This window comes from Arenibacter palladensis (assembly GCF_900129275.1).
In the GTDB taxonomy this organism is placed as follows: Bacteria; Bacteroidota; Bacteroidia; order Flavobacteriales; family Flavobacteriaceae; genus Arenibacter; species Arenibacter palladensis.
The window spans coordinates 866,350-888,357 of sequence record NZ_FQUX01000001.1; the positions used below are offsets into that span (position 1 = coordinate 866,350).

Consider the following 22,008-nt stretch of genomic DNA (forward strand, 5'->3'; position numbering starts at 1 on the left):
GCGTTTGATTGTGGAGAATACCGGAGTCGAACCGGTGACCTCTTGCCTGCCAGGCAAGCGCTCTAGCCAGCTGAGCTAATCCCCCAAATTTGGCTGCCGCAAAGAAAATACTTTTTCCAACATAATCAAAGCACAATTTCAGCTATTTCCAAATTTCTTAGTCTTTCTTCACACTTAAGACCAATACAGGTACCGGGGCGTAGAATTCCGATTTAAGGATAGTGTTCCTTTCCCATAGTTTTTTGAAAAACCCTCTTTTTCTTCTAAAAACGCATAATAAGTCCGGATGTTTTGCCTCAAAATGCTGTAGGACTCCCAAATAGGTGGATGGATTTTCAGATTGGGTAAGTTCAGAACTCAAGCCCATTAATGACATGTTTATTTTAAGGTCTTCCTTGGTGTAGCCCGGGGTTTTTACAAATAATAGGCTCACTTTGGAATCGAATTTTTTCTTGATTTCAACCAACGGGTATAATATACTCTTCTGTTTTAATACCCCCGATTTAAAGGCTGTCAATATTGTTTTAAACGGTTTAAAAACGGTCCCTTTTGGTACAATAAGGGTAGGAATATCTGTTTGTTTTACAATTTTACCAGAAGTATTTCCTAAATAATATTCTTCTCGGATGTCATTACTTCTAGGTGCCAAAATAATTAGGTCAATCCCTAGGTCCCTATCAATATCTTTAAGTCCGTCAACAATGTCACCGTTATAGGTGGCTATCTTTATGTTAACATTTCTCGCATCCACCTTGTCAATGACCCCTTTTATATGCTCTTTGGTACGTTCGTCCAGTTTTTCCCTAATATTGGCCAAGCTGCTGGCACTGGCACTAACACTAAATACTTCCATTACATAAATGTTGGAGTCGAATTCGGTAGCGAAATCAACCGCATATTGTAATGTTTCATGGGCATTTTCAGAGGTTCCTATAGGAACGAGGATGTTTTTCATCTGTTTAGATTTATTTAATTATTGGTCATCCCGATACCTATCGGGAATAATTCGCCATATTAATCATTTCTGTAAATATCCAAAATTGTTATGGCTCATTTCATAAGTTCAGTATTTATTGCTTTTAACGCCCATACTTTTTTGTTGGTCAGACATGGCGTAGTTAAACATCTTGGTTATTATCAAAAACAGGGTTGTTCCCTTTCTTTGATATGATTATTCACGAATAGCATAAATTTACAAATTAAATTCAACCGTTCATGATTCGATTGGCAAAGATATTGGAAATTCCGGATATTCTGAATATTACAAAGGCCTGTGCAAAAAGCATGATAGACCAGGGCATTTATCAATGGAACGAGTTTTATCCCTCAAAGGAGGCCTTTGAAAAGGATATTGCCCGTAAGGAGCTTTATGTTTTGGAGGAAAATGGTGAAATAATTGGAACAATCGTGGTGTCCACGTTAATGGATGATGAGTATTTTCCAATTAACTGGTTAACTCCAAATACAAATAATCTTTACATTCACCGCTTGGCAGTGCATCCTAAGGAACAAAAAAAAGGTTATGCCCAAGATCTAATGAATTTTGCGGAGGACTATGCACGTAAAGGCGGGTTTATATCCGTTAGGTTGGATACTTTCAGCAAAAACAGCCGCAATAATAAATTTTATAAGGCACGCGGTTACCGGGAGGTTGGGGATATATATTTCCCTAAGCAAAGTAAATTGCCCTTTCATTGTTATGAGTTAATTTTATAAAATATTCTTTTTTTGAAAACCCCAATAAATTTTAAAACCATTAATAATCTTGCCATTCCCGCAACTATTGCGGGGATTGCCGAACCTATACTATCCATAACCGATACGGCAATAGTGGGCAACATACCCCAAGATGGCATGGAGTCCTTGGCAGCAGCAGGTATAGTGGGCTCTTTTTTATCCATGTTGATATGGATTCTGGGGCAGACACGTAGCGCTATTTCGGCAATATTGTCGCAATACTTGGGTGCGGGTAAGTTGGAGAGGGTTAAAACACTACCGGCACAGGCCATTTTCCTAAACATTCTGCTGAGTATTGTAATCCTCCTCTCCACGGTATTTATAGTGGAGGAAATATTTGTTTTGCTCAACGCCTCTGGAAAAATTCTGGAACTCTGTATTTCTTACTATTCCATTAGGGTTTGGGGTTTTCCCTTAACCCTTTTTGTATTTGCGGTTATGGGTATTTTTCGAGGATTGCAGAATACCTATTATCCTATGTTGATCGCCATCACGGGGGCTGTTTTAAATATAGTATTGGATTTTATTTTGGTTTATGGGGTAGAAGGGATTGTTTCCCCAATGTATTTGGAAGGTGCCGCTTGGGCCAGTTTAATTGCCCAGGGTATTATGGCTGTAATGGCATTTGTACTGCTGATTACAAAAACAAATATCAGCCTGGCCCTTAAATTCCCCCTACACCCGGAATTGGGTAGGTTGGTGGTCATGAGTCTAAACCTTTTTGTTAGGGCACTGGCCTTAAACATAGCCTTAATTTTGGCGGTTAGGGAGGCAACTGCCTTAGGGGACAAATATATAGGGGCACATACCATTGCTATAAACCTTTGGCTTTTTTCCGCTTTTTTTATTGATGGTTATGGTGCCGCGGGGAATATTATGGGGGGTAAGCTTCTGGGGGCCAAGAACTACGACGGACTTTGGGAATTGGCAAAAAAAATAATGTTGTATGGTTTTGTGATAAGTTTGATACTTGCTGCAGTGGGCTTTTTGTTCTATAGACCCATAGGGAGTATATTTTCCAATGACATTTCAGTATTGCAAACCTTCTATTCCATATTTTTTATCCTTATTCTAGGAATCCCAATGAATATGGTCGCCTTTGTTTTCGACGGCCTTTTTAAAGGTTTGGGGGAAATGAAATACCTCAGAAATGTTTTATTGGTAGCCACCTTCCTAGGCTTTGTTCCTATGCTATTCCTTGGTAAATTCCTTGGATGGGGACTATATGGAATATGGATCGCCTTTACGCTTTGGATGTTTATTAGGGGAGGGGCTTTGGTATGGAAATTTAGGCGAAAGTTTCGTCCGCTACTTCAAAACGTGTAAATTTGAAATACCACTAAGGATAATAATATGGGTACAAGCCGATCTAACGGAAGTTTATATACCAGCATCATCAATGGCATAGCTACAGTAGAATTTGGACACCCTGCTAGTAATTCATTTGTATCGGAACTATTGGAAAGACTCACAAAGACTTTGGGGGAATTATCCAATAACGTTGAGGTATCGGTCATTGTATTAAAATCTGAAGGGGATAGGGCATTCTGTGCAGGAGCCTCTTTTGATGAATTATTGGAAGTGAAAGACCTGTCCGAAGGTAAAATATTCTTCAGTGGGTTTGCCCATCTTATCAATGCAATGAGGACCTGTAAAAAGATAATCGTGGGCAGGGTGCAAGGTAAGGCCGTTGGCGGTGGGGTAGGAATTATTTCTGCGTGCGATTATGTTTTTGCCGTTGAGGCGGCCTCCATACGTTTATCCGAGTTAACCATAGGCATTGCACCCATGGTGATTGCACCGGCGGTTCAACGAAAAATTGGCGTTGCCGCCCTATCCGAACTGTCGCTTTCCCCCAATGAATGGAAAAACGCTTATTGGGCGCAGGAAAAGGGGTTGTTTTCGAAAGTTTTTGATAAAACGGTGGAAATGGACAAGGAACTGGGAATATTCACTGAAAAATTGGCCAGCTATAATCCTGAGGCATTGGAGGAATGGAAAAAGGTGCTTTGGGAAGGGACAGGTCATTGGGACACTTTACTGACCAACCGGGCAGAAATAACCGGACGTTTGGCTATTTCAGAAGCAACTAAGAAAGCATTGGAAAAATTCAAAAATAACTAGATTATGAGTAAGTACCGTATTGAAATTAAATGGGCCGTTATTTTTGCACTGGCTACCCTGCTTTGGATGGTCTTTGAGAAATCTATGGGCTGGCACGATGTACTCATTGAAAAGCACGCCATATACACCAATTTTTTTGCCATCATAGCTGTAGCAGTATATGTGTTGGCACTTTTGGACAAAAGAAAGGTGGATTATAATGGAAAAATGAGTTGGAAACAGGGATTTATAAGCGGTATTATTTTAAGTGTGATCATTGCCTTAATTAGTCCGTTAACACAATATATCACCAGTACTTTAATTACGCCCGAATATTTTACAAATATTATTAATTTTGTGGTGGATTCGGGAAAAATGGATCAAGAAGCTGCGGAGAGCTATTTTAATTTAAAGAGTTATATACTTCAAAGTCTTTTTGGTGCCTTGACCATGGGGATCGTTACTTCCGCGATTGTGGCGTTTTTTGTGAAGAAGCAATAACTGGTACCGTTCACCGTTTTATTTTTTTAAACTTTTACAATGGATATTTTATCGTTCTTAAACGGGAACTTTGTTTTCCCTCTACTCGCCTTGGTTTTATTGGTTGTTTATTTCGTTAATCGAATTAAAAACAATAGAAAATTCAAAAGATAAGTAAGTTTTGGGTTACCTGGTCTTTAACCACCCAGTGATGCTGAGCCTTTCACGATGGGCGGGTTTTACCTCGTGCTCCAATTCCTGACTTTCAAAAATAACGACCCTTCCCGGAAAGGGGGTAATATGTTTTGCCTCTTCCCCATGTTCTGTGGGCAAGTATAGTACCAATTCACCACCATCTTTTTCTGGTATCCAGTCTGGTTCATTCAAATAACAGACCATGGAAAGTTTACGCCTGTCGTCATTTTGAAAGGTATCCAAATGTCTTTTATAAAAAGTGCCTTCGGGATAGATGGCGTAGTGAAATTCTTTGAACAGGATGCCCATAAAGCAGGTCTTGTTCAAATAATTGGCCAATTCATTAATTTTCAGAAAAAATTGTTGTTCCAATACATCGTTGCTGCTTTCATCCATCCAAAGGATAAAATCGCCACGGATCGCCTTAATGATCAATTCGTTGACACGATTCCCAATAGCCGCTTTTTTAAAATGGTCCTCTTCATATTTGGCCAGTAGGGAATCCCTTAATTGGGCCACATCCCCGGGAGAGAAAAAATCGTCTACAATACTGTATTTCTGTATTAGGATATCCTCTATCACTTTTTCAAAAAGTGGATTCTCCTTAAACTCCAGTTGTTCAAATAATTCTACCAAGTTTTTATGGTTTTAAAAATCGCTCAAAAATAGATGAAAATGCAATTGGTTTTACACCGCATGTTAAGTGACTCATATTTGTTATGATTGGGGTGTTGTTTCATTGTAATGTTTATAGCTTAATCACTGATTTCTAATACATTTTCATTAACTTTTGTGCATTAATTTCCAAACCAACCAAGATATGAAACTTATTGTACCCTCAATTTTATTGATTTTGGCCTTTTTGATCGGAGGCTGTGGTGATAGTACTAAAAGCACTAACGAAGCTGTAAAGAAAAGCTGGTATAAAGGCAATTTGCATACCCATTCCTTTTGGAGCGATGGGGATGAGTTCCCTGAGACTATTTTGGATTGGTATAAATCCAACGACTACCAATTTATAGCCCTATCGGACCATAATACCATTTCTATGGAGGAAAAATGGATACAGGTTAGGGAAGATTCTGTTTATCAAAACAGCTTTAAGAACTATTTGGCAAGGTATGGGGAAGATTGGGTAGATTATAAAACGGACTCCGGAAAAGTGCATGTAAAATTGAAAACCTATGCAGAATACAGCAAGATGTTTGAAAGGGCAGGAGAATTTTTGGTGATTCATTCGGAGGAAATTACGGACAGATATGAGGATAAACATGTTCATATGAATGCTACCAATATTCAGCAAAAAATAGATCCACAGGGAGGTAACAGTATTTCTGAAGTAATGCAAAACAATCTGAACGCAGTGCTTAAACAACGTAAAGAAACAGGGGTGCCTATTATGCCCCATATTAATCATCCTAACTTTTTTTATAGTGTAAGCCTGGAAGACATGATCAGTTTAAAGGGAGAGCAGTTTTTTGAGGTGTATAATGGTCATCCCATGGTTCATAATATGGGGGATTCAACACATATTTCTACAGAGGAAATGTGGGATCAGATCAATGTATCCTATTTAGCTGCCAAAAAGCCCATTATGTATGGACTGGCAACCGACGATTCCCATAATTACCATAAAATGGGAAAGAAATGGAGCAATTCCGGTAGGGGTTGGGTGATGGTGCAGGCAGATACCTTATCTGCTCCTGCATTGATAGAGGCCATGGAAAGAGGTGATTTTTATTCTTCCACCGGGGTTACCCTTAAAAGTTTGGAATTTGATAAGAACGATTTAAAGGTGGAGGTAGAACCGGAAGCCGGCATTGATTATACCATATCTTTTATAGGCTGCCTAAAAGGGGAAACGGAGGTCAAGGAATTGAAGACTGTAGAAGGCAGTATTGCCAATTTTGAGCTAACGGATGATATACTTTTTGTAAGGAGTAAAATAACGTCTACAAAACTTCAGAAAAACCCAATAGAGGACATCAAGTACGAATCGGCCTGGACACAGCCTCTTCTAAACGATTAGTTTCGTAGAATAAATTACCTTTGCAGTCCAAATAAATATTATGGGCAACATTCGTATTACCAAACAATTTAATTTTGAAACTGGACATGCCTTGTTCGGTTATGATGGTAAATGTAGAAATGTACATGGGCACAGTTATAAACTTTCTGTAACCGTAATTGGGAAGCCTATTACCGATACTACCCATGTTAAATTGGGAATGGTCATAGATTTTGGGGATTTGAAGAAGATTGTGAAGGAAGAGATTGTAGACCAATTTGATCACGCCACTGTTTTTAATAAAAATACTCCCCATGTGGAATTGGCACAGGAACTAACGGATAGGGGGCACAATGTTATATTGGCCAACTATCAACCAACCAGTGAAAATATGGTGTTGGATTTTGCGGATAGAATTAAAGCTAGGTTGCCTAAAAATATCAGCCTACATTCATTAAAGTTACAGGAAACCGATACCTCTTTTGCAGAATGGTACGCTTCTGACAATTAAAAAGGCCCTTGATGAAAACCATTGACGTTCCCGCGGGCAAAAAAATCTACTTCTCTAGTGATAATCATTTAGGGGCCCCTACCAAGGACCTTAGTTTTCCACGGGAAAAAAAGTTTGTGGCATGGTTGGATAGAATTAAGGAGGATGCTGCCGCTATTTTTCTTCTTGGGGATCTTTTCGATTTTTGGTTCGAATATAAAACGGTAGTGCCCAAGGGCTTTACCCGTACCTTGGGAAAATTGGCAGAAATTACCGATTCGGGAATTCCGGTGTACTATTTTGTGGGCAATCATGATTTATGGATGAACGGCTATTTTGAAGAGGAGTTGAACATTCCTGTGTTTCACAAACCTCAATCCTTTCTTTTAAAGGGAAAGTCATTTTTAATTGGGCATGGAGATGGCCTGGGTCCTGGGGACAAGGGATACAAACGAATGAAAAAGGTATTCACCAACCCGGTATCCAAATGGCTTTACAATTGGTTGCACCCAGATTTTGGGGTTAAACTGGCCCAATATCTTTCCGTGAAGAATAAAATGATTTCCGGTGACGAGGATATAAAATTTTTAGGGGAAGAGAACGAATGGCTGGTGCAATATTGCAGGCGAAAACTGGAGCAGCAGCACTATGACTATTTTGTTTTTGGACATCGACACCTACCTTTGGAAATACCCTTAAATGAAAATTCTACTTACGTAAATTTAGGGGATTGGATTTCGTACTATACCTATGGGGAATTTGATGGAGCTTCCTTGTCCCTGAAAAAATATGAACCTTCTGTAAGCTGAAATTTGTTAGATTTTGTGAACTATCCCAAGAGAAGATTAGAATCCTATATGCCTATGTGCCGTAGTGGCAAAAAAGTAGTATAATTCTTACTTATATTAGTAGTTATGGCCTATTAAAAGTATTATTTATTAATGCTAACAAGTTATCAATAAATCAAAATTGATAACTATCATGTTCTTTTAGGTCCTTTAACTTCATTTGAAGGGCTATATTACCCTGCCATTCGTTTTCATCCAATGTAAATACGGCACTTACTGTTTTATCCAAAATCGTAGGTAAATACTTACCCAAATTAAATCCTATGGCATCAATTGCCGACCTCTTGGAGCCGTTATTTTTGTCGAAAAGTTTACATTTTAAATGTTTTCCTTCTTGGCCAACCACTTTTGCATAGCCGGTATCCCTGAGATTTTCGGCCATGAAAATGGGGGCCATATTTCCTGGGCCAAAAGGGGCAAATTGTTTAATAATGCGCATTAACTTTGGAGTAATTTGATCTATGCCAATTATAGCATCTACCATAATTTCCGGAGACATTAGATTTGGATCCATGGTTTTGGCAACCACTTCCTCAAATTTGGATTTAAAGGCCTCGTAATTCTCTTCAAGTAAAGTTAATCCGGCGGCATACATATGCCCGCCAAATTGTTCAATGGTGTCCGAACATCCCTCCAAAGCCTCATAAACGTCAAAACCTTTAATGGATCTGGCGGAGGCTGCTAATTTATTGCCGCTTTTTGTAAAGACCAAAGTGGGTCTATAATAGGTTTCAATGAGACGTGAGGCCACAATTCCTATCACTCCCTTATGCCAGGTTTCATTGTATACGACAGAGGTAAAACCTTCCTCTTCTTTATTTTCTTGGATCTGCAAAAGTGCCTCTTGGGCAATGATCTGGTCTAGATTTCTTCTATCCGTATTGTATTTCTCTATTTCGGCAGCAAAAAATTCCGCCCTTTCCAAATCGGTTTCCTTTAAAAGGTTAACGGCGTGTTGCCCATGCTCCATACGCCCTGCAGCATTAATTCGCGGAGCAATTATAAAAACCACATCGGTAATGGTAAGGACTTGTTTTTTTATCTGATTGATGATGGCCTTGAACCCGGCTCTAGGTTCTTGGTTGATCACTTGGAGTCCCCAATACGCCATGACCCTATTTTCCCCAGTAATGGGCACTATATCCGCGCCTATGGCCGTAGCCACCAGATCCAAATAGGGAACTAAATCTTCAATGGTTTCCCCTTTTTTGCTCCCCAGCGCCTGAATAAGTTTAAATCCTACTCCACAGCCGCACAGTTCGTCATATGGATAGGAACAATCTGTCCTTTTTGGGTCCAATACGGCTACCGCATCGGGTAATGAATTCCCAGGTCTATGGTGATCACAAATAATAAAGTCGATACCTTTCTCCCTTGCATACTTAACCTTGTCAATGGCCTTTACCCCACAATCTAAAGCAATTATCAATGAAAAGCCGTTGTCCTCGGCAAAATCTATACCTTGATAGGATACCCCATAGCCTTCGTTGTAGCGGTCCGGGATATAGGTGGCCACGTTGGGGTAGGAACTTTCCAAATAGGAGGAAACCAAGGCTACCGCGGTAGTTCCATCCACGTCGTAATCCCCGAAAATCAGTATGTTTTCCTGATTCGCAATGGCCTTATCTATACGCTCTACCGCCTTGTCCATATCCTTCATTAAAAAGGGATCGTGTAGGTCCGAAAGCTGTGGCCTAAAAAACCTCTTGGCATCCTCATAATTGGTAATGCCCCGTTGCAATAATAGCTGCGCAACCAAATCCTCTACCTTTAATATAGAGGACAAAGCATCTATTTGTGCTTGTTCGGGTTTTGGTTTAATGGTCCATCGCATGGTAATTACTCCTTTAGCCTAATTCTATTTTTAAATACCTCTTTGCCATCTATCACAACTTTAAAATAGTAGCGCATTTTGGGCAAATAGGAGAGGTCATATGTAAAAATACCCTTTTTGAAATTTAGGTAGGTATGGGTTTCCACTATTTTAGTCTCATCTTCCTGTTGGGTAATAATGACCTCCACATCTTTTTCGTGGTTGGCAAAATAATCCAATGTTACCGGGCCCTCGGTTCTAGCTGGGAATATGTTTATGGACGGTTCGTTGTCCAAATGATAGGGAACTCCAGGTTCTACTCTAAAGTTATACATAATATGGCTCCCAAAGTCGGAATTAAAATGTTTTATGGCCTGCCCCAAAGTATCCAATAGTTTAACGCTACCATTGCCATCTTTTGCCTTAAACCAAAACTCAAGTCCATCCCCTCCTTTATCATCTACCTTAAAAGTATAGTTGCCCTTTTGTAGTCTCAGGGTATCCAAATAGACGGTATTAGGTTTAAGATCTACGCTATCTCTTTTGAATATTGGTTTTCCGTAGCTATCGGTAACGGAATATTCATTTTGGCCGGGCTTACTATTCGTCTTAAAATAAATAATAGTGGACTCGGGCAGGATATTAGGTTTGGTAAAGACCGAGCTTTTGGAATTGTCAAATCCGTAACCATCTTTTTTGCCATTGGGTCTTTTTAACGCCACGTAAAATTTAGCGGAATCCTTTTCACGGTATATTTCTTCCGGTAAGGTGAGTATTGCCGTTTCTCCAAAGGGAAGGTCTCCTTTCCATTTAAATTCCTTTGGTTTCTGTCCTTCTAGAAAATAATTTACTACCAAAGATTTTAAATTGTTCTGGCCATTGTTCTTTATCCGGATAACGGCCAAGGCTCCAGTTTCATTTTTTCTACTGTGGATTTTTTCATTGGAAGGGGATATGATATCCACTAAAGCTACGTCATTTTCGGAGTTTATCCTGCCGTATTCCAGTACATAGGCCACTAGAAGTTCTTTTGCACTGGGTTTTTCCGTTTCATAGGGTTCCATATTAAGGTCAATGGTAAATTCCTGTCCCGAATTTAAGTCAAAACTTACCTCATCTGGTTGCAACAAATAACCGGGACACCAATTGGCCCGGTCAAAGATCCAGGTCCCGGCTTGTGGATATAAGGGGTTATCTCCACATGCCATCCACAATTGTTTTCTATCGATGACTTTGCCGTTATAAAGTATGTCACGGTATTTGTCACAAAATTCCCCACAGCCGTTGGCATCCATTCCATGGCCAGTCTGATGTATTTTTACTTTCCCAAAAGTTGATTTGCTATGGGCATTTATAGATACGGGTTGTAAATGATTTTCAATGGGGTTGGTTTTATCCCCATAACTATAATTACCATCGTAGACCTTATGTATGGCCAGTGACTCGGCAACTGGAGTCCCATAAGTAATTTCAAAATCCACGGTAACCTTCCATCCTCGGGTTTTATTGTCTTCGTAACCTGTATGTATATAATCTACCTCGAGGCTATCCCTTAAAATGGGACTAAAATCCGTAATGTCCACTTTCCAATCAAATCGCCAATCTTCCTGAAATCTGCCGCCATAGGGTGTAAGCATTCTAGCAATTTCATAGTTGGTGGTGTCATTTTTTTGCCTCACTTTAATGTGATCCACGTAATCCCAGTCTGCACAGCGCATATTGTTAGGGCACTCAAAAGTAAGATTTAAGACTATTTGGCGAATTTCCTTGCTTTTGGGAGGAAAGACGGCCCAATGCTTATAACTATTTTCACCTTTTGATGGGTCGGTAACAATGGTTTCCTGGTTGTGGCTTATAATATTTTCGGTATGCTGGGCCTGTAAAATTTGCTGGGAACATAGAAAACCACAAAATAAAAACAAAACTCTATTGATCATTGGAAAGTTGAGCGCCTAATTATTGTTTGTTGAAATAAGTTTTGATTTCCAATGTTGAGAACTGCCGGAACATTTCCATTACCCCACAATATTTTTCTACTGAAAGGTCAACGGCCCTTTGCAATTTTTTTTCGTTGAGGTTATCGCCGGAAAAATGATATTCTATCAATACCTTGTCATAATATTTGGGATCCTCCTCGGTTAGGTTGGCAATAGTCTCTATTCTAAACTCTTGGACCTCCAGTTTCATTTTTTTAATTAGGGAAGCAACATCCAGACCAGAGCAACCGGCCAAAGCGGTCAACATAAGAGCTTTAGGCCTGTATCCCATGCCTTCTCCCCCATTTTCAGGGGCTACATCTATAATTACGTTGTTTCCGGACGGATTATTGCTTTCAAAGGCCATATTACCAAGCCATTTGGTAGTGATTTGATTTGTCATGTAGGTGTTTTTTTCGTTACTTGTATAGGTCAAAAATACGCATAATTCACAAATCATGTCCCTTGTAGACCCTTTAGATGCCGATCACGATCCAGCGACCAAAAAGTTGGCTGAATTTTTTAATGAAACTTTGGGTTTCTGTCCTAATTCGGTATTGACCATGCAGCATCGGCCTGCTATTTCCAAGGCATTTATTAATTTGAATATGGCGGTGATGGCAAATGAGGGAAAGGTAAGCTCGGCTTTGAAAAGAATGATGGCCTGGGTAAGTAGTAATGCCACGGGTTGTCGCTATTGCCAGGCGCATGCCATAAGGGCGGCAGAACGTTATGGGGCTGAACAGGAACAATTGGATAATATCTGGGAGTATAGGACGCATTCGGCATTCTCAGAGGCCGAACGAGCAGCCTTGGATTTTGCATTGGCCGCTTCCCAGGTACCCAATACCATGAATTCTAAAATAAAGAAAGCCTTATATAAACATTGGGATGAAGGAGAGATAGTTGAAATGTTGGGGGTCATTTCTTTGTTCGGCTTTTTAAACCGCTGGAACGACACTATGGCTACAAGCTTGGAAGATGATGCTATAGAAAGTGGTAAGCAGTATTTAGAAAAATATGGATGGGAGAGGGGGAAACACGTTTAGCCAAATTACTTCCTGTTGCAATGTGGGAACCGTCCAATTAAATTCAATTTGTCTTTAGGAAGTTCTTTATTCCATAATATCATTACAGATTTGGTCAAAAATAAAAAGGCAGAGCATAGCTCTACCTTTTTCCCCAAATCTTACCATGAACTTAACCTACTTATGCTATGGTCCTCCAAAAGTATACTAATGTAAGTTGTGGAAAAAAGGTTTTAGATGAATGTCTCTTTATTAAGTTGAAATACTTCTTATTCGATAAACAGTAGATTATATAGGATGTAATACAGCGGAGTCTGTATGTAGAATTGGTGCCAATAAAAAAGGTGGAGAAGTCTCCACCTTTTTTGCCCCAAATCTTACCATGAACTTAACCTACTTATGCTATGGCACTACTAAAGTACATGTGCACAGCAGCTTTTTGATCAAAAAGACGTTAAAGAGTGTATTTCATCGATGAAGTGCATAAAAACCTACCCTTCATCGATGAAATGTTTAATATGCCCGTTCGTTCTTACCTTCAAAAAAGTTTATAAATGCCCTGTTTACCACGCGGTTACCCCCTGGAGTGGGATAATTGCCTGTAAAGTACCAATCTCCCAAATTTTTGGGACAGGCTTCATGTAGGTTTTCAATATTTTGATATATAACTTGAACCTCGGCTTTAATGTCTGGCGGACTTAATAATTGCCCAATTTTGTCGGAAATCTCATCTGCAGTAAAAGGTGCATAGAATTCCTTTACGTAATTTACCACCTCAGAGTCTTGTGTTTTGGTCTGTAGTAGACATTTTTTGTAGATTTCTTCCACAAGATTCATGGTGTTCCTTTCTTCATGTAGGGCCAAAGCAGCTTTAAATGCCACGAAATCCTCCAATTTTGCCATATCTATTCCGTAACAGTCAGGATAACGTATTTGAGGTGCGGATGAGACAACTATAATCTTCTTAGGCAAAAGTCGGTCCAAAATTCTTAGGATACTCTTCTGAAGCGTGGTTCCTCTAACGATGCTATCATCTATGATGACCAAATTATCATTTTCCTTCACAGATCCATAGGATATATCATAAACGTGTGCCACCAAATCGTCCCTGCTGCTATCCTGTGTTATAAAGGTCCGTAGTTTGGCATCTTTTATGGCTACTTTCTCTATCCTAGGCCTTACTTCCAGAATCTCATGCAGTTCTTCCCGTGTTATTTTTCTGCCAATAGAAAGAATTTGTTCTTCTTTCTTTTTGTTCATGTAATTCTGTGCTGCGATTACCATTCCAAAAAAGGAGGTTTCCGCAGTATTGGGTATATAAGAGAATACGGTATTTTTTATATCGTTGTCTATCGATTTCAGGATAAGTGGAAAAAGCAGTTTTCCCAACATTTTTCTTTCCTGATAGATTTCTTTATCGCTTCCCCTGGAGAAATATATACGCTCAAAAGAACAGGCCTTTCTTTCGGTAGGTTCTAAAATTCTCTTGATTTTAACCTTGCCATTCTTTTTGATAATAATGGCGTGCCCAGGGTCCAATTCCTTAACATCGTCGAAGTTAACATTGAATACAGTCTGAATTGCAGGTCTTTCAGATGCAACTACGGCAATCTCGTCGTCTTTATAGTAATACGCAGGTCTAATCCCCGCAGGGTCTCTAAGTACAAAGGAATCTCCATGTCCCAAAAGTCCGGCCATGGCATAACCTCCGTCAAAATTTTTGGCCGCTCTTCTTAAAATCTTGGCAACATTTAATCTTTCCGCAATCAATGGGGAGGCCTCCCTTTTATTGAACCCTTCTTTTTTAATATCCTTATAGAGTTGTGCAACGGCATCGTCCAGGAAATGACCAATTTTCTCCATTACCGTAACGGTATCGGCCTTTTCCTTGGGGTGCTGCCCAATTTGCACAAGGTTGTCGAAAAGTTCATTAACATTGGTCATGTTAAAATTACCGGCAACGATCAGGTTACGGTGCATCCAATTGTTTTGTCTTAAAAAAGGATGTACGCTCTCTATGCTGTTTTTGCCGAAAGTTCCATATCGAACGTGTCCCAAAAGTACTTCCCCGATGTAGGGAATATGCTTTTTTTGCTTGGCAACATCATTCAGATATTCCGGATTTTCTTTAAATGAAGTATTGATACGGTCATTTATTTGGGCAAAAATGTCCTGTATGGGTTGTTGGTCTATGGAGCGTACCCTGCTCATGTACCGCTCGCCCGCCTCCATGTCTAATTTAATACTGGCAAAACCGGCACCGTCCTGGCCACGGTTATGCTGTTTTTCCATCATCAAGTACATCTTGTTTACCCCGTAAAAGGCAGAACCGTACTTTTCTTGATAATATTCCAACGGCTTTAATAACCGAATCAGGGAAATTCCACATTCATGCTTAATAGCGTCGCTCATGGTAACTTTAAATTAAAAATGCCCTGTAAAATTAGGGCACATATTTATTGTAATTCAATATCAAATTGGGTTAGCTCCTTAAACTGGAGCAACCTGTTGTTGACCTCTTTCTTTTCTAATTTTTCCATTCTTTCAGTGCCAAAACGTTCAACACAGAATGATGCTAAATTGGAACCGTGTATAACCGCACTCTTTAGGTTGTTGAAACTTATGTTTTCCGATTCCGCCAAATATCCGGTAAAGCCACCTGCAAAAGTGTCTCCGGCTCCTGTTGGATCAAAAACTTCTTCCAAGGGCAGCGCCGGTGCAAAAAACACCTTGGATTTGTGAAACAACAGCGCTCCGTGCTCCCCTTTTTTAATGACCACAAATTTAGGGCCCATTACATGTATTTTTTCAGCAGCCCTTACCAAGGAGTGTTCTCCAGTCAACTGCCTGGCCTCTTCATCATTAATGGTGATCACATCTATGTGTTTAATAACTTCCTTCAACGCTTCAAGCGCATGGTCCATCCAAAAGTTCATGGTATCCAATACTATTAGTTTTGGTCGTTCTTCCATTTGATTAATTACACTCAGTTGTGTGTCCGGGTGTAAATTTCCCAACATTAATACGTCTGCGTCCTTAAAATTGTTTGGAACTACTGGGGTAAAGTCGGCAAGTACGTTCAATTCGGTAGATAAGGTGTCCCTGGAATTAAGATCGTTGTGATATTTTCCGCTCCAAAAGAAGGTTTTGCCCCCTTTAATGACCTGTAAGCCAGAAATATCTATATTTTTTTCGGTCAAAAGATTCAAATAATCCTGAGGGAAATCTTCGCCCACAACAGAAACAATGGCAGATTTTACTCTGAACTGTGAAGCTGCCAATCCAATAAAGGTGGCAGCCCCTCCCAAAATTTTATCGGTTTTGCCGAAAGGGGTTTCTATAGCGTCAAATGCAACTGTTCCTACGATTAAAAGTTTGCCCATTAAATTTCGAAATTTGCTGCAAAGATAGGTTTTTGAACTGCGAATTCCACAGCAATGGAAATCAAATTTTAAAAAATGATGATATCCCTATTTTCTGCCAAAATCTGCAGGTATTTCACCCCAGGCCTTGGTTTCCCATTTCACTATAGTTGTGGTGTAGGTGTTTTTTTCAAGCCAGGTTATGGCGCGCCTTACCAAATCGAAAACCACTTTGTTTTCAGGGGTCTCGGGCAATTTGGAGTTACAGCTTTTTTTTCGGACCCAACTCATGGCCGTTTTGGAATCCGTATATATTATTCTGTCGCTATTCTGTTGTTTTAAATAGGCCAGGCCATGTACCAAGGCCAAAAACTCGCCAATATTATTGGTGCCTTGCTTAAATGGCCCCTGTTTAAATAGCTCTTTTTTGGTTTTGGTATCTACTCCCCTGTATTCCATGATACCCGGATTACCACTAGAAGCGGCATCTACCGAAATGGAATTATAATTGGGCTCGCCTATTTTACTAATTTGTTCCTTGCTCAGAGAAGAGGAAGTAATTTTTTTGCCCTTGTAATCATCATAATTGCCGTTATATGCCTTTTTTGCGGCCTCAAAGGTGGGAAAGGATTTGTATTGGGCCCCTTTGTAGTTGGTGATAGCTGCTTTACAGTCTTTCCAGCTGGTGTAGATTCCTGGTCGACTTCCTTTCCAAACGGTATAGAATTTTTCTTTTTTGGCCATTATGTCCCCATTAATACCTGCTCAATCACCTTAGGGAAATGCTCATATTCCAAGTGATGGACCTTTTCTGCAATCATTTCAGGAGTATCATTTGGGCTTAAAGCAACCTTTGCCTGCTTAATGATGGCTCCTTCGTCGTAATTCTCGTTTACATAGTGGATGGTTATCCCTGTTTCCACCTCATTATTGTTTTTTACCGCTTCATGAACGTACATGCCGTACATTCCCTTGCCGCCGTATTTGGGGAGCAACGCCGGATGGATGTTTATAATTTTATTGGGGTAGTTGGCGATGAGGTTGTCTGGAATTTTCCAGAGAAATCCAGCCAAAACAATGAGGTCCGGATTAAAGGACTTAAGTATATTTAAAACACAGTCCGAGTTATAAAAAGAATGTCTATTAAAGTATATGGCATTCAAATTTAATCGGTTACATCTTTCAAAAACTTTGGCGTCCTTTTTATTGGATAGTACACAGCTAATGGAAACCTCTGGATTGTCGCGAAAATAGTGTTCTATGTTTTCAACGTTGGAACCAGAGCCGGAAGCAAATAGGACAATCCTTTTCATGTGTTGTTTTGGGGTTAGGACAGAAAATAATTTTGGGCTAAAATAGCACTCTTGTATTTAATTTTATTAAATTACATCACATTTTAACGACAAATAGTGTTATTAAACCAAAGTTTTTTATTTTTGCCATCAATTTAAATTTTTAAAACCGATATTATTATGTCAGACATTGCATCAAGAGTAAAAGCTATCATCGTAGATAAATTAGGTGTTGATGAGAACGAAGTTGTAACCGAAGCTAGCTTTACCAACGACTTAGGGGCAGATTCATTGGATACTGTTGAGTTGATAATGGAGTTCGAAAAAGAATTTGATATTCAAATTCCGGACGATCAAGCAGAAAACATTGCTACAGTTGGTCAAGCTATAAGTTATATAGAAGAAGCCAAGTAATTTTATGATTTCTTGAACAAGTTTCAAAATTATCCATGTGGTAAAGACGCTGCATGGATAATTTTTTTTAATTTACACCTAACTTAATAAGTTAAACAAAAATTTAGTTCAATGCAATTAAAGCGAGTTGTGGTTACTGGTCTAGGTGCTTTGACACCTATTGGCAATAATATTGAAGAGTATTGGGAAGGCCTAAAGAACGGAAAAAGTGGTTCGGCCCCCATTACTTATTATGATACAGAGAAGTTTAAAGTAAAATTTGCATGCGAATTAAAGAACTATAATGCCGAGGATTATTTTGATAGAAAAGAGGCGCGAAAGTTGGACAGGTTTGCCCAATATGCACTCATTTCTTCAGATGAAGCCATAAAAGACTCAGGATTGGATCTTGATAAAATAGATAAGTTTCGAACAGGAGTAATCTGGGGAGCTGGTATAGGCGGATTGGAAACTTTTCAGAACGAAGTTTTAAATTTTGCCGCAGGCGACGGAACACCAAGGTTTAATCCATTCTTTATCCCAAAAATGATTGCTGATATTGCTCCTGGCAATATCTCTATAAAGCATGGTTTTATGGGACCCAATTATACTACGGTATCTGCTTGTGCATCCTCTGCCAATGCTATAATTGATGCCTTGAACACCATTCGTTTGGGATATTGTGATGTTGTAGTTACTGGTGGTAGTGAGGCAGCGGTTACCATTGCCGGAATGGGCGGTTTTGGAGCAATGCATGCGCTTTCTACACGTAATGAGAGCCCAGAAACAGCTTCTAGGCCATTTGATGCTACTCGGGACGGATTTGTGCTGGGTGAAGGGGCAGGAGCTCTAATCCTTGAAGAATATGAGCATGCCAAAGCTAGGGGAGCAAAAATATACGCCGAGGTTGCAGGTGGAGGTTTATCCAGTGATGCCTACCATATGACGGCCCCACATCCTGACGGAATTGGAGTTGTTAGGGTAATGGAGAATTGCTTAAAGGATGCCGGATTAAAACCTGAAGATGTGGATGCCATAAATACACATGGTACTTCAACTCCCTTAGGTGATGTTGCCGAGTTAAAAGCCATTACCAAGGTTTTCGGAGAGCATGCGCACCAGATAAACATTAACTCTACAAAATCCATGACAGGTCACCTTTTAGGTGCTGCCGGTGCTATTGAGGCCATAGCTTCAATATTGGCCATGGAGCATGGATTGGTACCACCTACCATAAACCATACTACGGTAGACGAGAATATTGATCCCAAATTAAACCTTACCCTTAATAAGGCGCAAAAAAGAGAGGTAAATGTTGCCCTGAGCAACACTTTCGGATTTGGGGGACATAATGCATGTGTAATATTTAAAAAAATTAGCTAAGTCATAATATGAACGCTTTTTCCAATTTATTTAATTCCCATTCAAAACAGGATGGGGATTTTTTTTTGGGAATGAAAAAAATTTTGGGTTTTAAGCCAAAAAATCTGGAAATTTATCAAAAAGCGTTCGTCCATCGCTCTGCCAACAGGAAGGATAAGGCCGGTTTTCCGATGAATTATGAGCGCTTGGAGTTTCTAGGGGATGCCATGTTGGGTACCATAATTTCCAAGCACTTATATAGTAAGGTTCCGGACGGTGACGAAGGATATCTCACCAAAATGAGATCTAAGATCGTTAGTAGGGAACACCTGAATGAACTAGGGAAGGATTTAAACCTTATCGATTTTGTGGAGAGTAGAATTCCTAAATCGCGCTTCGGAGACAATATACACGGAAATGTTTTTGAGGCCTTGGTCGGTGCCATTTATTTGGATAGGGGATATAAATTCTGCGAAAAGTTTATAAGCAAAAGGATTATAGATCCCTATGTGGATATTGAACAATTGGAGGGCAAGGTCATAAGCTATAAAAGCTTGGTGATAGAGTGGTGCCAAAAACAAAAAAAATCCTTTAATTACGATATTTACGAGGATACGGGAAATGATGTTGTTAAACATTTTGCCGTGAAATTGTCCATTGCTGGAAAAATTGTGGCCAAAGCTAGGGCGACTTCAAAAAAGAAGGCCGAGGAACGGGCTTCCAAAAGGGCGTATTTTGCTTTACAGGACAAAATGGATAAATCCAATGAGTGATATCCTTAAATTAAAGGACTATCTCCAAAATTTGGATAGAAAACTCTACAATGGCCATAAGGGTTGAAAATTTTATTAAACTCCAACGTTTTCGTAGTCTGAACAACGTTTTATACTTGGAATGGATAGGCTAGTTTCGTTATTAATCCTATATTTACGCCTTTCACGGAAAGTATGGCAGCGATACACAAAATTTCGGAAGATTTTTATGAAGAAACTTTCACTTTAATCGCTTTGCACAGCAGTATAGAAGATTTCATGCTGGTATATGCACTTAATTCTTGTCTTAAAACAAAGTTGAAGAGGTCCGTGAACGATTTGGATTTGTCGCAAGGTGGCTCGTTCCCAATTTTTGATTGGAGAGATGAAGTAAATGATCGCTATTACACATTTGTAAGCAACAATGATGTAAAGGAAGAGGTATTGAGTATAGGAAATCTGTTTCAGGATCAGCCAACTTTTACAAAATATCATTTGGTTCCTGAATACAGGGATGTCGACTACTTTTTAAAGATAGAACACGACGAATTGGACGTGGAAGATAAAATTTTGAAGTCTGTACTAACAATCCCTAAGGTCATAACGGCCTATTTGGTGGATGCAAGTAAACTAAAATCTAAAAATAATTTAATATTTTAAATAATGCCAATAAATAAAAAGACAAAAATAGTAGCGACCTTAGGACCAGCTACTAGTACGAAGAGTGTTCTTAAGGACATGATTGAGGCTGGAGTGGATGTCTTTAGGATAAACTTTTCCCATGCCGATTATAAGGACGTTGCAGAGCGCATACAAATGATTCGTGATTTGAATGAGGAATTAGGTACTTACACCTCTATTCTTGCGGATTTACAAGGACCAAAATTAAGGGTCGGGGTTATGGCCGGTGAAGTAGTAGTTGCCCCAGGAGATGAAATAACTTTTGTTACCGGTAAGCCTTTCGAAGGAAATGCGGAAAAAGTGTATATGAACTACACTAATTTTCCAAAAGATGTTAAAGCGGGGGAGCGTATCTTGTTGGATGATGGAAAGTTAATGTTCGAGGTAATTTCTACCAACTCAAAGGATGAAGTTAGGGCAAAAGTAATCCAAGGCGGGCCTTTGAAATCCAAGAAAGGGGTTAACCTGCCAAACACCAATATCTCTTTACCAGCATTGACTACTAAGGATATCAAGGATGCCATTTTTGCCATATCGCAAGACGTGGATTGGATAGCCCTTTCCTTTGTGAGATTTAGTCAGGATTTAATAGACCTACAGAATATTATTAAGGAACATTCCGAGCATAAAATTCCAATTATTGCAAAAATTGAAAAACCTGAAGCGGTAGAAAACATCGATAAGATTGTGGCATATTGTGATGGATTGATGGTTGCAAGAGGAGATTTGGGAGTTGAGGTTCCGGCACAGGAAGTACCCCTTATCCAAAAGCAATTGGTACTAAGGGCCAAAAAGGCCAGGATACCGGTAATTATAGCCACCCAGATGATGGAAACCATGATTACCAGCCTTACGCCTACCCGTGCCGAGGTGAACGATGTGGCCAACTCGGTAATGGATGGGGCCGATGCAGTAATGCTTTCAGGGGAAACTTCCGTTGGAAATTATCCTGTGCAGGTAATACAAAAAATGTCCAGTATCTTGGAAAGTGTTGAGAACTCAGATCTAATTAAGGTGCCGCATGAGCCACCTCAGGTTAGGACCAATAGATATATCACCAAATCAATTTGTTTCCATGCCGCCAATATGGCCAATGAAATAAAGGCCAAGGCTATTTCTACCTTGACCAATAGTGGATATACGGCTTTCCAAATATCTGCCTGGAGACCAAAGGCCCATATATTGGTGTTTACCTCCAATAAAAGGATCCTTACACAGCTCAACTTGTTATGGGGAGTAAAGGCCTTTTATTATGATAAGTATGTGTCTACGGACGAAACTATTGAGGATGTCAATAAAATGGCATGTCAGAAAGGATTTTTGGAAGTTGGGGACATGTTGATCAGTTTGGCGGCTATGCCTATTAAAGATAAAGGTATGGTGAATACCTTGCGTGTTTCACAAATAGAAAGCTGTAATTTTTAGAAACGGATTACCGAATATATTATAAAAGGCCTGTCTGGATGTTTAAACTGGACAGGTCTTTTT

General features: G+C 39.6%; 22 protein-coding genes and 1 tRNA gene. 13 read left to right on the forward strand and 10 right to left on the reverse strand.

Features of this window, described 5'->3' with window-relative positions; genetic code table 11:
* Window positions 1-11: 11 nt before the first annotated feature.
* Together BUA60_RS03390 and BUA60_RS03395 are read right to left on the reverse strand one after the other, a co-directional pair.
* Window positions 12-85: transfer RNA gene (locus BUA60_RS03390), tRNA-Ala, on the reverse strand.
* 72 nt (window positions 86-157) lie between these two features.
* Window positions 158-955 (reverse strand): universal stress protein, encoded by a 798-nt coding sequence (locus BUA60_RS03395; RefSeq protein WP_072860306.1) that lies wholly within the window; start codon window positions 953-955, stop codon window positions 158-160.
* Window positions 956-1,215: 260 nt separating this feature from the next.
* On the opposite strand from BUA60_RS03395, the gene BUA60_RS03400 reads away from it, so the two are divergent.
* From BUA60_RS03400 to BUA60_RS03415, 4 genes are read left to right on the forward strand one after another with little or no spacing between them, the layout of a single operon-like run.
* The gene (locus BUA60_RS03400) at window positions 1,216-1,716 is read left to right on the forward strand and encodes a GNAT family N-acetyltransferase (protein WP_072860307.1); all 501 of its coding nucleotides are present in this window, start codon (window positions 1,216-1,218) and stop codon (window positions 1,714-1,716) included.
* A gap of 12 nt (window positions 1,717-1,728) precedes the next feature.
* Window positions 1,729-3,063: an MATE family efflux transporter gene (locus BUA60_RS03405; RefSeq protein ID WP_072860308.1), complete on the forward strand. Its 1,335-nt coding sequence runs from the start codon at window positions 1,729-1,731 to the stop codon at window positions 3,061-3,063.
* A 27-nt stretch (window positions 3,064-3,090) separates the two neighbouring features.
* The gene (locus tag BUA60_RS03410) at window positions 3,091-3,861 is read left to right on the forward strand and encodes an enoyl-CoA hydratase/isomerase family protein (RefSeq protein WP_072860309.1); all 771 of its coding nucleotides are present in this window, start codon (window positions 3,091-3,093) and stop codon (window positions 3,859-3,861) included.
* Between the two features lie 3 nt (window positions 3,862-3,864).
* Window positions 3,865-4,341 carry a DUF4199 domain-containing protein gene (locus tag BUA60_RS03415; protein ID WP_072860310.1) on the forward strand — a complete coding sequence of 159 codons (477 nt, stop codon included), beginning with the start codon at window positions 3,865-3,867 and terminating at the stop codon, window positions 4,339-4,341.
* A gap of 165 nt (window positions 4,342-4,506) precedes the next feature.
* Here BUA60_RS03415 and BUA60_RS03420 read toward each other — a convergent pair whose 3' ends face one another.
* Window positions 4,507-5,151, reverse strand: a complete 645-nt coding sequence (locus BUA60_RS03420) for a 2OG-Fe(II) oxygenase (RefSeq protein WP_072860311.1) — start codon at window positions 5,149-5,151, stop codon at window positions 4,507-4,509.
* 184 nt (window positions 5,152-5,335) lie between these two features.
* On the opposite strand from BUA60_RS03420, the gene BUA60_RS03425 reads away from it, so the two are divergent.
* From BUA60_RS03425 to BUA60_RS03435, 3 genes are read left to right on the forward strand one after another with little or no spacing between them, the layout of a single operon-like run.
* On the forward strand, window positions 5,336-6,544 hold the full coding sequence (locus BUA60_RS03425; RefSeq protein WP_072860312.1) for a CehA/McbA family metallohydrolase domain-containing protein: 1,209 nt from the start codon (window positions 5,336-5,338) through the stop codon (window positions 6,542-6,544).
* Between the two features lie 40 nt (window positions 6,545-6,584).
* Entirely contained in the window at window positions 6,585-7,034 is a 450-nt protein-coding gene (locus BUA60_RS03430) for a 6-pyruvoyl trahydropterin synthase family protein (RefSeq protein ID WP_072860313.1), read from the forward strand.
* Between the two features lie 20 nt (window positions 7,035-7,054).
* Window positions 7,055-7,822, forward strand: a complete 768-nt coding sequence (locus BUA60_RS03435; RefSeq protein ID WP_072860840.1) for a UDP-2,3-diacylglucosamine diphosphatase — start codon at window positions 7,055-7,057, stop codon at window positions 7,820-7,822.
* Between the two features lie 154 nt (window positions 7,823-7,976).
* Here BUA60_RS03435 and recJ read toward each other — a convergent pair whose 3' ends face one another.
* The 3 genes from recJ to BUA60_RS03450 are packed head-to-tail and all read right to left on the reverse strand — an operon-like array spanning window position 7,977 to window position 12,053.
* Window positions 7,977-9,695 carry a single-stranded-DNA-specific exonuclease RecJ gene (gene recJ, locus BUA60_RS03440; protein ID WP_072860314.1) on the reverse strand — a complete coding sequence of 573 codons (1,719 nt, stop codon included), beginning with the start codon at window positions 9,693-9,695 and terminating at the stop codon, window positions 7,977-7,979.
* 5 nt (window positions 9,696-9,700) lie between these two features.
* Window positions 9,701-11,611 carry a peptide-N-glycosidase F-related protein gene (locus BUA60_RS03445; RefSeq protein ID WP_072860315.1) on the reverse strand — a complete coding sequence of 637 codons (1,911 nt, stop codon included), beginning with the start codon at window positions 11,609-11,611 and terminating at the stop codon, window positions 9,701-9,703.
* 19 nt (window positions 11,612-11,630) lie between these two features.
* Window positions 11,631-12,053 carry an OsmC family protein gene (locus tag BUA60_RS03450; RefSeq protein WP_072860316.1) on the reverse strand — a complete coding sequence of 141 codons (423 nt, stop codon included), beginning with the start codon at window positions 12,051-12,053 and terminating at the stop codon, window positions 11,631-11,633.
* A 55-nt stretch (window positions 12,054-12,108) separates the two neighbouring features.
* Here BUA60_RS03450 and BUA60_RS03455 point away from each other — a divergent pair, with 55 nt between their 5' ends.
* The gene (locus BUA60_RS03455; protein ID WP_072860317.1) at window positions 12,109-12,699 is read left to right on the forward strand and encodes a carboxymuconolactone decarboxylase family protein; all 591 of its coding nucleotides are present in this window, start codon (window positions 12,109-12,111) and stop codon (window positions 12,697-12,699) included.
* A gap of 492 nt (window positions 12,700-13,191) precedes the next feature.
* On the opposite strand, the gene BUA60_RS03460 is transcribed toward BUA60_RS03455, so the two are convergent.
* The 4 genes from BUA60_RS03460 to purN form a co-directional block, all read right to left on the reverse strand.
* Entirely contained in the window at window positions 13,192-15,090 is a 1,899-nt protein-coding gene (locus BUA60_RS03460) for an amidophosphoribosyltransferase (protein ID WP_072860318.1), read from the reverse strand.
* 44 nt (window positions 15,091-15,134) lie between these two features.
* The gene (locus BUA60_RS03465) at window positions 15,135-16,061 is read right to left on the reverse strand and encodes a PfkB family carbohydrate kinase (protein ID WP_072860319.1); all 927 of its coding nucleotides are present in this window, start codon (window positions 16,059-16,061) and stop codon (window positions 15,135-15,137) included.
* Window positions 16,062-16,148: 87 nt separating this feature from the next.
* A complete protein-coding gene (locus tag BUA60_RS03470; protein ID WP_072860320.1) occupies window positions 16,149-16,784 on the reverse strand; it encodes a ribonuclease H1 domain-containing protein in 636 nt (211 codons plus the stop codon).
* The gene (gene purN, locus BUA60_RS03475) at window positions 16,784-17,353 is read right to left on the reverse strand and encodes a phosphoribosylglycinamide formyltransferase (RefSeq protein WP_072860321.1); all 570 of its coding nucleotides are present in this window, start codon (window positions 17,351-17,353) and stop codon (window positions 16,784-16,786) included. The genes BUA60_RS03470 and purN overlap by 1 nt, the downstream gene beginning before the upstream one ends.
* Before the next feature lie 159 nt (window positions 17,354-17,512).
* Between purN and BUA60_RS03480 the strand changes: the two genes are divergently transcribed.
* The 5 genes from BUA60_RS03480 (at window position 17,513) to pyk (ending at window position 21,945) form a co-directional block, all read left to right on the forward strand.
* Complete coding sequence (locus BUA60_RS03480; RefSeq protein WP_008269813.1) at window positions 17,513-17,746, forward strand: acyl carrier protein; 234 nt, start codon at window positions 17,513-17,515, stop codon at window positions 17,744-17,746.
* Between the two features lie 111 nt (window positions 17,747-17,857).
* On the forward strand, window positions 17,858-19,108 hold the full coding sequence (gene fabF / locus BUA60_RS03485; RefSeq protein WP_072860322.1) for a beta-ketoacyl-ACP synthase II: 1,251 nt from the start codon (window positions 17,858-17,860) through the stop codon (window positions 19,106-19,108).
* Window positions 19,109-19,116: 8 nt separating this feature from the next.
* Window positions 19,117-19,860, forward strand: coding sequence for a ribonuclease III (gene rnc / locus BUA60_RS03490; protein ID WP_072860323.1), 744 nt, complete (start codon window positions 19,117-19,119; stop codon window positions 19,858-19,860).
* A gap of 174 nt (window positions 19,861-20,034) precedes the next feature.
* The gene (locus BUA60_RS03495; protein ID WP_072860324.1) at window positions 20,035-20,499 is read left to right on the forward strand and encodes an IPExxxVDY family protein; all 465 of its coding nucleotides are present in this window, start codon (window positions 20,035-20,037) and stop codon (window positions 20,497-20,499) included.
* Window positions 20,500-20,502: 3 nt separating this feature from the next.
* A complete protein-coding gene (pyk, locus tag BUA60_RS03500) occupies window positions 20,503-21,945 on the forward strand; it encodes a pyruvate kinase (RefSeq protein WP_072860325.1) in 1,443 nt (480 codons plus the stop codon).
* The last annotated feature ends 63 nt before the right edge of the window (window positions 21,946-22,008 follow it).

Coding starts and splice junctions, on each gene's coding strand:
- BUA60_RS03395 (WP_072860306.1), bottom strand. CDS start 955: ATGAAAAACATCCTCGTTCCTATAGGAACCTCTGAAAATGCCCATGAA.
- BUA60_RS03400 (WP_072860307.1), top strand. CDS start 1,216: ATGATTCGATTGGCAAAGATATTGGAAATTCCGGATATTCTGAATATT.
- BUA60_RS03410 (WP_072860309.1), top strand. CDS start 3,091: ATGGGTACAAGCCGATCTAACGGAAGTTTATATACCAGCATCATCAAT.
- BUA60_RS03415 (WP_072860310.1), top strand. CDS start 3,865: ATGAGTAAGTACCGTATTGAAATTAAATGGGCCGTTATTTTTGCACTG.
- BUA60_RS03425 (WP_072860312.1), top strand. CDS start 5,336: ATGAAACTTATTGTACCCTCAATTTTATTGATTTTGGCCTTTTTGATC.
- BUA60_RS03430 (WP_072860313.1), top strand. CDS start 6,585: ATGGGCAACATTCGTATTACCAAACAATTTAATTTTGAAACTGGACAT.
- recJ (WP_072860314.1), bottom strand. CDS start 9,695: ATGCGATGGACCATTAAACCAAAACCCGAACAAGCACAAATAGATGCT.
- BUA60_RS03445 (WP_072860315.1), bottom strand. CDS start 11,611: ATGATCAATAGAGTTTTGTTTTTATTTTGTGGTTTTCTATGTTCCCAG.
- BUA60_RS03450 (WP_072860316.1), bottom strand. CDS start 12,053: ATGACAAATCAAATCACTACCAAATGGCTTGGTAATATGGCCTTTGAA.
- BUA60_RS03455 (WP_072860317.1), top strand. CDS start 12,109: ATGTCCCTTGTAGACCCTTTAGATGCCGATCACGATCCAGCGACCAAA.
- BUA60_RS03460 (WP_072860318.1), bottom strand. CDS start 15,090: ATGAGCGACGCTATTAAGCATGAATGTGGAATTTCCCTGATTCGGTTA.
- BUA60_RS03465 (WP_072860319.1), bottom strand. CDS start 16,061: ATGGGCAAACTTTTAATCGTAGGAACAGTTGCATTTGACGCTATAGAA.
- BUA60_RS03470 (WP_072860320.1), bottom strand. CDS start 16,784: ATGGCCAAAAAAGAAAAATTCTATACCGTTTGGAAAGGAAGTCGACCA.
- purN (WP_072860321.1), bottom strand. CDS start 17,353: ATGAAAAGGATTGTCCTATTTGCTTCCGGCTCTGGTTCCAACGTTGAA.
- BUA60_RS03480 (WP_008269813.1), top strand. CDS start 17,513: ATGTCAGACATTGCATCAAGAGTAAAAGCTATCATCGTAGATAAATTA.
- fabF (WP_072860322.1), top strand. CDS start 17,858: ATGCAATTAAAGCGAGTTGTGGTTACTGGTCTAGGTGCTTTGACACCT.
- rnc (WP_072860323.1), top strand. CDS start 19,117: ATGAACGCTTTTTCCAATTTATTTAATTCCCATTCAAAACAGGATGGG.
- BUA60_RS03495 (WP_072860324.1), top strand. CDS start 20,035: ATGGCAGCGATACACAAAATTTCGGAAGATTTTTATGAAGAAACTTTC.
- pyk (WP_072860325.1), top strand. CDS start 20,503: ATGCCAATAAATAAAAAGACAAAAATAGTAGCGACCTTAGGACCAGCT.